Source organism: Allomuricauda sp. R78024 (assembly GCF_044596045.1).
Taxonomy (GTDB): domain Bacteria; phylum Bacteroidota; class Bacteroidia; order Flavobacteriales; family Flavobacteriaceae; genus Flagellimonas.
Map to the genome: position 1 here is coordinate 2,529,042 of NZ_CP138995.1, position 12,477 is coordinate 2,541,518.

At 37.6% G+C, this 12,477-nt stretch carries 12 protein-coding genes; all 12 read right to left on the bottom strand.

All coding sequences use genetic code 11. The features are described 5' to 3' along the window. Positions 1-38 precede the first annotated feature (38 nt). Positions 39-2,132, bottom strand: coding sequence for a mucoidy inhibitor MuiA family protein (locus SJY44_RS11325; protein ID WP_396589795.1), 2,094 nt, complete (start codon positions 2,130-2,132; stop codon positions 39-41). A gap of 128 nt (positions 2,133-2,260) precedes the next feature. Then, a complete protein-coding gene (locus tag SJY44_RS11330; protein ID WP_396589796.1) occupies positions 2,261-2,677 on the bottom strand; it encodes a hypothetical protein in 417 nt (138 codons plus the stop codon). Between the two features lie 71 nt (positions 2,678-2,748). Then, positions 2,749-4,005: a mechanosensitive ion channel family protein gene (locus SJY44_RS11335; RefSeq protein WP_396589797.1), complete on the bottom strand. Its 1,257-nt coding sequence runs from the start codon at positions 4,003-4,005 to the stop codon at positions 2,749-2,751. After that, positions 4,002-4,415, bottom strand: a complete 414-nt coding sequence (locus tag SJY44_RS11340; protein ID WP_396589798.1) for a thiol-disulfide oxidoreductase DCC family protein — start codon at positions 4,413-4,415, stop codon at positions 4,002-4,004. The genes SJY44_RS11335 and SJY44_RS11340 overlap by 4 nt, the downstream gene beginning before the upstream one ends. Before the next feature lie 130 nt (positions 4,416-4,545). Then, entirely contained in the window at positions 4,546-5,796 is a 1,251-nt protein-coding gene (locus SJY44_RS11345; RefSeq protein WP_396589799.1) for an amidohydrolase family protein, read from the bottom strand. 143 nt (positions 5,797-5,939) lie between these two features. Then, a complete protein-coding gene (locus tag SJY44_RS11350; protein WP_396589800.1) occupies positions 5,940-6,236 on the bottom strand; it encodes an antibiotic biosynthesis monooxygenase family protein in 297 nt (98 codons plus the stop codon). Positions 6,237-6,287: 51 nt separating this feature from the next. Further along, complete coding sequence (locus SJY44_RS11355) at positions 6,288-6,674, bottom strand: DUF4345 domain-containing protein (protein WP_298926216.1); 387 nt, start codon at positions 6,672-6,674, stop codon at positions 6,288-6,290. A 209-nt stretch (positions 6,675-6,883) separates the two neighbouring features. Next, positions 6,884-7,657 (bottom strand): alpha/beta fold hydrolase, encoded by a 774-nt coding sequence (locus tag SJY44_RS11360; RefSeq protein ID WP_396589801.1) that lies wholly within the window; start codon positions 7,655-7,657, stop codon positions 6,884-6,886. Between the two features lie 382 nt (positions 7,658-8,039). Next, positions 8,040-9,023: an NAD(P)-dependent alcohol dehydrogenase gene (locus SJY44_RS11365; RefSeq protein ID WP_396589802.1), complete on the bottom strand. Its 984-nt coding sequence runs from the start codon at positions 9,021-9,023 to the stop codon at positions 8,040-8,042. 32 nt (positions 9,024-9,055) lie between these two features. Then, complete coding sequence (locus SJY44_RS11370; protein ID WP_396589803.1) at positions 9,056-9,766, bottom strand: hypothetical protein; 711 nt, start codon at positions 9,764-9,766, stop codon at positions 9,056-9,058. Between the two features lie 190 nt (positions 9,767-9,956). Continuing rightward, positions 9,957-10,538, bottom strand: coding sequence for a Crp/Fnr family transcriptional regulator (locus tag SJY44_RS11375; RefSeq protein ID WP_396589804.1), 582 nt, complete (start codon positions 10,536-10,538; stop codon positions 9,957-9,959). A gap of 361 nt (positions 10,539-10,899) precedes the next feature. After that, a complete protein-coding gene (locus tag SJY44_RS11380; RefSeq protein WP_396589805.1) occupies positions 10,900-12,402 on the bottom strand; it encodes a S10 family peptidase in 1,503 nt (500 codons plus the stop codon). Positions 12,403-12,477 lie beyond the last annotated feature (75 nt).

A 12,477-nucleotide genomic window follows, 5' to 3' on the forward strand; every position in this document is an offset into this window, starting at 1 on the left:
CATGCCATTTCAAAAGAAATGACATGCTTATCTATATGCTAAAGTGAAATATATCTTCCTCTAGGGTATTTTACCTGAAAAGAGAAACTTTCCTTTTTACTCTCCTGACTGTTTAATTTCATATTCCAGGTTAGCAAACCTGTTTTTTTGTTGTATTCTGCTGTCTGTGGCTCCACATCATCCACCTTTATCTCTTTGTTCTGAGAGATTGGAATTCTATCCATCAACTTTAAATCAATGGCCAAGCTTTTGCTGTTTTTTACCTCAAGGTCATAAACACGGTCCAAAGTGCGGTTACTTCCAGTAAATGATTTGCTTTTAAAATTACGCTGTTGTTTCCTGGTTACCGTAATACCTGGGTCAATACCAAGAGAAAGGGTCATTTCTTTTTTCACGGTAAAGGGATCAAGATTGGTTTTACCGGCATAACCACCTTCAAAGTAAACGTTGGCCTCGCCGGGTAATAATTGGTATTTCTCCCAATCTTTCAATGTAGCGGTAAGAAAAACATTTTCATTGATTAAGGGAGCAGCAAAATACTCATATTCAGCAGAGAGCTTAAAAGTATTTATTTCAATAGCTGTAATATCTCCATCAGAAACTATGGAATAAGTTTTTTTGATTACGAACTTGGTATTGGTCAAATCATCTTGTATAGAACTCTTCTTAGTGGTAATGACCACTATCCCATTTACGCCTCTGCTGCCATATAGTGCACTGGATTCAGCACCTTTGAGGACTTCCATGCTTTGAATTTCATTCTCGTCCAAGTCACCTTCGCCAAAACCTTCTAAAGGAACGCCGTCAACAATATAAAGTGGTTGCTGTGCTCTTTGAAAGCTGGAATTACCTCTTATTCGAATATCGTTAATTGCGCCGGAACTACCAGAACTATGGGAAATTTGAACGCCTGATACCTTACCTTGAAGCACAGAACTTACGGAAGACGATTTACTTGTTCCATAACCAACTACAACTACTTCGTCCAAAGCCGCTGCATCTGTTTCCAGTTGAGCATTGATTACTGAAGAGTAAATCGGTAGTTCTTGTGTTTTTTGTCCAATATATGAAATGACCAATTCCTTGCCTGAAATTACATCCAATGAAAAATTACCATCAAAATCAGTTTGTGTGCCATTGCTTGTTCCTTTTACAATTACTGTAGCTCCTGGTAAAGGACTCCCAGATTCATCTACAATGGTACCAATGACTTTCCGCACAGTAGGATTGTATGCATACCCTTTTTTCTTAGCCGAAGGCCTTTGTTGCTTGGCGTATCTGCTCACAAAGTTGAGGTATTTAGCACCTAGATTTGGCTTGTTCACATTCATATTTGGGTTTCCTGTGGACAATGTAACATTCACATTATCCCAATTCTTGCCAGTTTTCTGGTATACATGTGCCTTATAAGAAAGGTCAATAGGAGCATTCAGTTTTTTGGATTTGATATCATAGTTTGGAATCCATCCGGCATCTCTAACCAAATAAGAAATGGATAAATCCAGGTTTGCTGCTATGGGTGCATCAAAGGTGATAGTCAATTCTCCCTGTTCCTCTTCTGGAGCATTATTGACTTCGGCCAATTGCTTTCTTAATGTGCCAATTTCTAAATTGAACTTGTTTATTTTAAGATTGGTTCTAAAAACCTCGTTTTTAATAGCAGTTATACGCTCTCTATAGTACTTACTGATTTCCTTTACTTTCTCTAAATCCAAAGCTTGATTGTCCGTGCTTACCATTCTATTGGTAGTGATTACCTTTTCTTCTTCTTCCAAACCTGCAATCAAGTTTTTAAGCATGGTGATTTCGTGTTGGGTTTGGATAATCTCATCTTCCCATTTCTTTACTTGTGGATTGCCTTCCGATTTTTCCAAATAGTTTAAATCATAGGACATGGATAAGATGGAAACCGCTTGTAACCCAGAAATTTGAATACTACTCTCCTCAATTTTGGAAGAAAGTCCAGAAAAGACCAATTCATTGGTGCCTTCACTCAATGTGCATTGCGCCTTTCTGTATATCTGGGCACCGCTTAGGTATACAGTGACATCTTTAATTTTTGAAGGAATTTTTTTGTCGTTCCCAAACCCTAATATTGGGAAGAGCATGAGGAGAAGTATTAGCTTTTTCATAATTGTTGGATTTATAGTTTGGGTAAACTTAAGTGCAACAATCAATTTGTGAAATTAGAAATATGCAACCACTACCATTTGGATGGTAAACCGTGCATCTGGGTTAGGAAAGCCAAAAAGAAGGATTATTATGGAGCAAATGAGATGATAAACCCATCTGCACCAGAACCTGTAGATATTTTATTTTGATCTAGGATAAGTTGACCATTTGTAAAGGAGATACCAGCAAACTCTTGTTCATTTATTTCCAAAAAACTTTCATCATCCACCTCAATAATGGAGTAGGGGTACAAGCCTGAATCCAATCCATCATAAATAACATCAACCAGGACATTGTTGTTCACCACAATAAGTTTGGAATCAGAAGCATTAAAGGTCCATGTGATGGTTGCAGTTTCAAAAGTTTGATTCATGCCAACAAAACCACCACTAATGTTCTGTACATTCCAAACCCCACTCAAAATATCTTCTTTTGATTCATTATCTGAATTGGAACAAGCGGTAAGGGTTATAAAGCAAAGTATAGTAATGATAAACTTTTCCATAGTTAGGTTTTGTATTAGATAATAAATAGAGGTAAGCGTTGCTTTTACAACTTTTTAAAATATCTACTACATCACTTCGATGTAAAATTACTGCTACTCGGCAATTCAAAGCCTTCAAGGTCAAAATATGAAATAGCGGCTAATAGATGATCAAAAATATCCGCCATAATATATTCATAGTTGGCCCAGCGCTTATCATTGCTAAATGCATAGACTTCCATAGGAATACCTTGTGAGGTGGGGTCCAGTTGCCGTACCATAATGATCATTTCTTTATTTACTCCAGAATGATTGTTAAGATACGCATCGATATACTTTCTGAAAATACCAAGATTGGTCAGATTCCTTCCATTGAGGAGTATTGATTTGTCCACATCATGCTCGGTATTGTACTTGTCAATATCAGTACTTCGGGTCTTCAAGTATTCTGATATTAATTCAATTTTTTGAAGGGATTCCACATCACTCTTCTCCAGAAAACGGATACTTTCTTGTTTGATCAGCAAAGCTCTTTTAATTCGCCTGCCCCCAGAATTGGTCATGCCGCGCCAGTTTTTGAACGAATCTGAAATAAGGGCATAGGTTGGAATCGTTGTAATAGTCTTATCGAAATTCTGGACTTTCACTGTAGCCAGATTTATTTCTATAACGTCACCATCTGCTCCGTATTTATCAAAAGTGATCCAATCACCAATGCGTACCATGTCATTTATAGATACCTGAATACTGGCAACAAACCCCATGATAGTGTCTCTAAACACAAGAATGATAACAGCAGATGCTGTTCCCAAGGCTGTAAAGAATTTCCATAATTCAATTCCTGTGATAATCGAAAAGGCAAAGAACAATCCTAAAGCCCATGCGAAAATCATGAACACCTGAATATAGCTGTCTATCGGCTTATCCTTTAGGCTTGGTATGGTTTTAAGAAAGTCTTTAATAGTATGGAGAAGGCTTCTAACAATCCATAGAAAAAGAAAAATACCAACGACCTCTATAATTTTTAACAGGAAGGGTTCTGCTACCGGAAAATCCCGAAAAACAAATGGAACAGCTTTGAAGAGTATGACCAAAGGAACAATATGGGCGATATTACGTGGAGCCCTATTTTTGACCAAGAAATCATCAAAATGCGTTTTGGAGTTTATGGATAGTCGCGTAAATAGCCCAACCAATATTTTTCTTAGTATAAAATCAAGTAAGAACAGTATAGCAAGAAGGCCAATCAGAAGAATTGCAAGATTTATATATGAAGCCCATTCAGGTGCCAGTCCAGAATCAATTAAATAATCATAAATTTTGTGAGATAGCTTTTCCATAGTCATCATGAATCTAAAAATTTAGCTTGTAATTCTGGAGTCGGAATCATACAGGCATCCTTTTTGCCAAACCAATTGTATCTGTTGCGTGCGATTAGGTCGTAAATAACATCTCTAAACGATTTGGGTATCCAAATAAAGGTGCCCAATAACTTCCAACCTCCCCCAAATTCTTTTGCAATGTTCAATGCAGCATCTGATTTGGTAAAATAAGCCACTCCAGGTTCTATTAGAATGATGGAATCTACCTTGGTGGTATCAATAGCGCGTTCGGCGATAAGTTGCTCCCCAATTTCGCTTTGTAGGGCAGCATAGCGAAACGTATCTTTTTTGTCCCTTTTGATGACAAATTGGATAGCGCCGTTACAAAGGTTGCAAACGCCGTCAAACAGGATTATTTTTTTTTCTTTTTCCAGCATGATTGAAAATCCAAGTCATTTCTTATGTTCCTTCGACATGCTCAGGATGACATTAAGAAATAATGTTTTTCACACTGTAAAGATACGGTGCCTTTAGATCAAAGCCTAGTTTAAGGGAGAGAGTAGCATATCAATCTAGGATGATACCCTGTTTAATTTTTAAGATAATCGACTTATTGATTTCTTTTATGTCCTCCAAAGGGTTTTTATCCAACACCAAAAAGCTCGCCTCATACCCTTCCTTTAAAAGGGCAATCTTTCTATGAGGCAGGGTAGTGGTGGCCGAATTTTCGCACCACATTTTAAGCAAATCCAGATTACTGAACAGGTTTAGGGACTGCAGTAACTGGAACTCTCCAACTGAACTATCGTTGTACATATCAGAACCAATGGCAATCGTTACACCTGCCTCCTTTAGGATTTCTAAATTGGAGCGTACATTATTCAACAGTTGGTCGTAATTGGGTCTTTTCCTGTTTTTGGTGACCAAGGAAGCCGTGGTGGTCACCACCATGCCTTTTTGTGCAGCCAATTGAGCGTCTTCCAGAGCAATGTGCTTGCCGTTATGAATTTCGGGCAGGTGGGCAATTTCATCGACCTCTCCCGTTACCGCTACATGAAAATCGTGGGCCGTGGCCACATGTGCGCTAACCCTTAAATTGTTTTTATGCGCTTTTGCAACGATAGCAGGTACCAAGTCTGGATTAAGGCCTTTTTTGCCAAAATAGGCCGTATCGTTTTTCCGTTTTTGGTATTCTTCGGAATAGAGCAGGTTGATCTTGATGAAATCGGGCTTAAAAGATAGCACTTGGTCCCATTTACGATTTAGGTCGTCCGCATTGTCTATAATAAAATAACCATGAGATTCTATCTCTTCTATAGTGTTGAAAAGTCCATCAAAATGGCCATACCCAAGGAATCTTTTTCTTAGTGCAACAGGATGCCCGCCGCTTCCCGTTAAGGGCGCATGCGCCAAGCTTACGTCTATGCCGCTTGGTTTATTGTAATGGTGCATTAATGGATCTATCCGCTTTTTTATAGAAGAAAGGTGCTTTACATAAAACACGCCATTATCCAGGTAGGCTTTAATTCGTTTTTCCAGTTCGTAATCGCTTTCCAAGTTATGGTTATGGGCTTCGGCAAAAGGAGGGATAACATACTTGCCAGTGAGGTCAATAACCGTGTCATTTTGGGTATTTTCCTTAGAAAAACTTAAAATACCGTCTTTTACCCAAACAGTTCTTTTCACAAATGTATTTCCATTAAACCAAAGGCCATTAGTGAGTTCTATACGAAGGCCATTTGGGTTTAGCTTAGCAGTATTTTGTTGGCTGATACTAAGCTGGGTCACCAAAAAAAGCCCTAAAAGGAGATGTTTCATGGTTGTGTTGTTTATATAAAGACGAGAACTTTATTGAAATGTGACACGTTGTATATCAGTCTCGGCGATGGTTCCTAATAAAGGCATTTGTATTCCAAATATATTACAAGATACAATCTTGAGGCAGAGAAGGGCACTTCATCTTAGCTTGTGAAATCATCTATTTCCCTAAAGATTTCTACAGAGACCCGTTCTCCCAAATCATGCATGAATCCCATTTGGCTATGGTTGCCCTCATGCCAAAATTTCTTCCAGTCATCAAGAGAATCCCATCTTGCCATGGTTTTAATTGCTGTAGGGTCGTTATCGCTCTGTACCATAAAACTACCCCTTGCTCCCTTAACCTCTTTATGGATTTTATTGGTTGTTTTTTTCCACGTCTCAATAAAAAGCTCCAATTTTTCTGGTGCTACATTCCAGTTGTATAGTATTCGTATCATGTATTATTATTTAGACATTGCAAGATACAATCTTACTGTAGTTCGTGTTTTCTAAACCATAGTGTTTACCAAACCAAAAATATTGGCGGCGCCCAAAACAAGTTCAAACCATATGCCTTGAGTGATTTGTTTGTTTGGTTTACCATCAACTGCTATACTTGCAAGTCTGCCTATAGCAAAGCCAAGAAAAATCAGTGCTGCAATTACAAAGGAAGTAAAAGTAAAACTTGAGAAAAGGGTCCCCAGCAATGTTAGGATTCCCCCACAGAGCATTACAGCGCTTACCCCTCTCATTTCGTTTAATAGATTGACATTGTTCTCCAAGGTAATTCCTGAATTCTTTACATAGGCTTTTATGGGGTTGCTTAAGCGCATGGCACCCACAAACACCAACATAAGACCTGATAATGAAAGGATAACAATTTTGAAGATTTCCATTTTAAAGTGTTTTTTGGTTTATAGTAATGCAAAGCTAAGATAGTGATATGACAGCAGTGTGTCAGGGGTGCGACTATTATAGCTGTAAAGTAAGTGGCGCACAAGATACCATCTTGCGGTAGCAGGGTGTTATTCTGCGGAGAAATCAGCCATGCATTAATATTTTTATTTTGGTGTGGCACAGATCGCAATAAATTATAGCCATTGTTCTACACCGTTTTTATTGCGCTTTTGATGTCGTGATATAGATTTTCCGAATTCTCGACCATGTGCCAGTGTCCAATCCCCCTATATAGTCTATTCGGAATATTTTGCTCTTTTAGGAAATCCTGTGTTTCTTTTGGTGTGTCTAAATCTCCCCAAATGTATATTTTGTTGCAGTTCAAATTGTTGAATTCAAATCCGCATTTGTTGTTTTTTATATATTCTTGACTTGTGACCCCCCAATTACGCATTCCTTGTGGCATTGCAAATCTTAAGCTGCTATAATACCTTCTATACCTCTCTTCTTTGATTGCATATTCAAAAATTTCTCCTTCGAATGATTTTATGAAATCTTTGGCAGTTTTGAAGCTCAAAGGTTTGCTTGAAAAATAACTGTCGGCCTCCGTTAAATTACCTTCTATATTGAAAAAATAATTTATTTTTTCAGATTGCTGTTGACAAACCCAAGTTCCGATTAATGCTCCAATTGAATGAGCAACAATATTCACTTTTCCGCTGTTTTCGGTTTCTTTCTTAATTATTTTGGAGAGTAGGTCGGCATGTTCTTTAATCGATGTGTACTCACTATTCATAGGACTGACACCAAATCCTGGCAAGTCCACCACATAAAGATTAAATTCAGTCGAAAGGCTTGAATCAAAAACTTCTTTGTATGCCAATCCAGAATCGGCAAATCCGTGCAAAAACCAAATGGACTGCCTATTTTTCTCTATTTGGTTGTGCCTAATGAACAAGCCATCGAGGATTTTGATTTTCATTCGTAATGTTTTTTCAAATGGTGTAGAACGTATTAGGATATGGTCTCGTTTTAATGGCGTTTATTTCTTGTTTGATGCGGTTTTGAAAAGTTAAACAAATGCTGACTCAAATTAATTTACTTGTGCCAGAAGAGTTGATTAAGATAATAACCACAAACCCTAAAGCACCAAATGGTCAATAGAGTTCTCTTTTTTTAATTCCAAATATGTTTTGAAGTTTCGACTGTTTAATAGCTTCTCGGGTTGAAGTTACTTAAAATAGGGCATATAAAAGATACAATCTTGCGGTAGCGGGAGACAGGAAGTTTCATAATTGGTTTTATCAGTACTGTTCTAGAAATTACTATTAAACCGGCTATTGTTTTTTATACGTGGTTGTGTGTTAATTATATTCATTTACTACAATTACAACATTACCTTTTTTATGCCCTCTATCCACATGTTTATGTGCCTCTACAATCTGATGTAATGTAAATATTTTGTCAATAACGGGTTTTAATTGTTCTTTTTCAATGATTTTTTTCAGGATAATCAATGCTTCAGCCGACTCTGGTGAGTTTTTCCCCACAACTACTTTATTACTGCTTGTTAATGAAGTCCAAATCATTTGAAGACTAGGTATCGGCCTGGCAATATTCAAGTAGATTCCCTTTTTGCTTAGTACTTTTTTACAAGCCGAAAAAGGAAGTTTATCTATGGTTACAAATATGATATCATACGTTTCAAAATTTTCTATGAAATTATGCTTTGTGTAATCAATCACTTTATCAGCTCCTAAAGATTTCACCAGATCAAGATTCGCAGTGCTGCATACACCGGTTACTTCTGCACCAAAGTATTTGGCAAGCTGTAAGGCATATGTCCCCACACTGCCTGATGCTCCATAAATGAGCACTTTTTGTTCCGGCTTTATATTTCCTATTTTTTTGAGATAATGAAGCGCTGTTCGGGCACCTATAGGTATGGCAGCGGCTTCTTCAAAGGTTATGTTGGTTGGTTTTATAGCAATAGGACCATCTTCAGGCAAGCAAATGTATTCCGCATAAGCTCCAAATGTTTGCAGGGTAGCAGCAAAAACTTGATCTCCTTTTTTAAAGGTAGTCACATCCTTACCAACGGTTTCAATTTCACCCGAAAGTTCCATCCCTAGAATAAACTTTCTAGGTTTTCTAAGTCCAAGCATCAAACGAGCAGGAATCCAGAAGGATACAGGCACATTAAAACTTCGCACCCTATAATCCGCTGCACTTACAGTGGTTGCATGAATTTTTATCTGGACTTCATTGTCTTTAGGAACCGGTTTTTCTATTTCTTTTAATTGAAGAACCTCTGGAGGCCCATATTTTGTGCAAACAACTGCTTTCATATTTTTCCTTTTAAGCTATAGTCTGTTTAGGTTTATTTTGAACGCGCTTCTCGAATGGATTCCAATCCGTTTTTTAAAAACTTTATCACCATGGGTTTAACCAGCCATAATGGAATTCCTTTCAGGTCAAATTGAACACTATTACTAGCATGACAAGAGTTACTGGAAACAGGAGTGAAACTCCAAGAACCTCTAAAAGTTTCCACTCGATTAAACTTTTTGGAAAGTTGGACTTGACTTTCATTCCATGCTTCATGCCAGGTTACTCCTGCAGATCCGTCTTCATCATTGAAAAAGATATACCTGACACTCATTTCAGTATCTTTCAATGGAAAGGGTTCATTGTGAATGACGTAGGTTAAGAGACTATCTTTAGACTCGCTGACGATGTCATAGGTTGGGTATTTCTTGTTTTTCAAATCAGCAGCTTGATTCTGAATGTCTTGCCTGAAGATTACAATGCATGTTTTTGGGGATGCCTCTATGTCTCCTTCAATCTTAAATTCTGAGAAATTCGTTCCTTTGATTTTTCGGGAATAAATAGTCCATTTCTCACCTTCACCATCAGGACTTTTTTTTATTTCCTCAAATTGATAAGCACTCCATTCTTTAATACTTTTATTTCTTAATCGAATCGCACGATGTGTTGAGCAACTTGAAAATGTTAAGGAAGCGATCCCCAAAATAATAGTGTAAACACACAATACTGATAGTTTGTATTGGTGAGTAATCCCGTTTCTCATACTTCTTCGTCTTAATTCTGATATTTATTCGGCAAAATTAAGATGCATGAATTTTTTACACATTCACTTAAGTTAATGAGTATTGTTTATTTCCTATTTTACTCGATTAAATTTTCAAATCAATGAAAAAGATTTATTTGGTTATTTCTACAAGGCTTTCAAAAGTCGCCAACCAAGTACCATTCGGCCACTACTTTTTCTGATCTATGATTCTTTTACGAATTCTACTTAATGATTGTGGTTTAATACCAAGGTAACTGGCTATCTGGTGATGGGGAATTCTCTCTAGAAGGTGAGGCTTTGTTTTGAACAAATTAAGATACCTTTCTTCGGGTGAAGAAGAGACAAATTGACTCCATTCTTCTTTTGATTTGTTTATTTTTTCTATGGCTATTTCTTGAAAAATGGAATCAAGTCTAGGAATTGCGGCACGTATTTCTTCTTCATAGCCCTTGTCACTGATGGTCAAAATACAATCTTCTGCACATTCCCAATAGTGATTTGAGGGGGAGCCCTTACGTGAAGGAGGAGTAAATGTATCACCTTCCGTAAAGAAGGCCGTTGATATTTCTTCTCCATCTTTTATTAAATATTCTCTAACACAACCTTCCACTACCATGAAACACTTTGTCGGAACTTGTCCTTCTCTCAACAACAGTGTCCCTTTTTTAAACTCATCTACAATGGTTTTTTCAAGAAGGGTTTCAATTTCTTGTTTGTTCAGCATTTCGAAATTGCTGATCATGGACCTAATCTTTTCTTTTAAACTCATTGAATTATGTTTTAATTACGCGCTACGGCGTCAATAAACGTACATTTTAATAGCGTTTATTTCTTGTTTGATGCAGTTTTAAAAAGTTCAACAAATACTGAACTTAAATTAACTTGCTTTTGCCCTGAAGAATCGATTAAGCTTAATAATTACGACATCAATATAAGGTATAACATGGTCGCTTGAATACCATCAGACCCTCTTTTTCTGCCAAAAAATGTAATGCCTTTATCTTCAGAAGAATTTAACCACAAAAGTTATTTTTGAGAATCATTGCTTAGCAATTCGCCGTTTCTTAAGGCAGAAAAGAAGGATGATAAATCGTCTATTTGGCACATATACACAATGCATAGAATTTTTACTAGTTGGAGGTTTGATCTATAAACTCGTCCACATCCTTTTTAAATTTCTCCATAGAGGGTATATGCGTATACATCATATGGCCGGCCTCGTAATATTTCATAATGATGTTCTTTTTTAACTCAGCATCCAATCCCATATGGTTAATGGAATGCTCTACACCGTAAAAGACCGTGGCAAGGTCGTAATATCCGTTTAGGATTAAAATCTTTAAATCGGGGTTTCGTTTCATAGCCGAAGTCATATCTGGCAAGGTGGTCGTAGCGACTTGCATGTTCCATATAACGTTGCCACTGTGTTTCCAATCCCACTTAAAGTTTTTTCTTGTACCTGCGGTCGTAGTGTAGGTCAAATCTTTTCTAACGTTTAAATCGTTGTACAAATAATCTTTAAAGGCCGAAATGTAAGGCGAGGAGATGGCATCGCTCTGCGGGTCTGTGAGCGAATATTGAGACAACAAATCTTCATTAACTCCGGTAAATCTAGAATCGAGCCTACCCACGGTTAGGCCTTTGTCCCTTAGCACTTCTTGAAAATATTCACCATTAGTGACCCTCAAATCTGCTTTTATATAATACTCTTGGCTTAGCCCAGAATAGTCTGCCAACTTTTGGGCAACAGCTGCCTTTTCCGAGCTGCTTAATTGATCCCCTTTGAGTAGGGCAGGTGCATATTCGTTTTGGGTGAAGGTTCTTACCTCATTTAAGAAAGCCTCCAAACTTTCGCCCTTGTTTTTTACTTTATTATGATACCAGGCCGTTGCGGCATAGGTAGGATAATGGATTAAATAGGCGGTATCGTCTCCTGGGCCGAACAATAAATGCTGTAGATCAAAAACGGCAGAAACCATGATTACCCCGTTCATGGCGATACCCTTGTCTTGAAGGTGCTTTACCAAGCCTGCGTTCCTAAACGTACCGTAGCTTTCGCCCAGCAAATATTTGGGCGCGTTCATTTTTTCAGCTTTTATGATAAACTGTTCTATAAAAAGCCCAATGCTTCTAATATCTTGGTCCACACCCCAAAAATCTTCCCATTTTGCATCGCCAACAGGTTTGCTAAAGCCAACACCGACTGGATCTATCATGACCAAATCTGCTTTGTCCAAAATAGAAAACTGATTATTGACCACTTTGTAGGGAGCCGGTTTGGTGTATGCAGGATCATTGACTTCGATTCTTTTAGGTCCTAAAACCCCAAAATGTAACCAAAACGATGCCGACAGCGGACCGCCGTTAAACGCAAAGACAATGGGTCTGTTTTTACTGGAATTCGTCTTTTTATAATGCGTAAACCCAAACAAGGCTATGGGTTTATCGTTTTCATCCCGTAATTGCACCGTTCCCGTTTCCGTGGCAAGCGTTATGGTTTTGCCATTAATATTTACAGATTGGGTAGAGGTAAAGATTTCACCATCAGGGATTTCTTTTTTTTCTGATTTTTCTTGAGCAAATGCTACAAAGGTGAATAGCGAGAACGCTATTGTTAACAATTGGTTTTTCATTTGGTGTACGTTGTTAATTAGAATGTTTTTGAGTTCTTGTGGGACATGGTTGAAAATATGATTAAATATCGATTT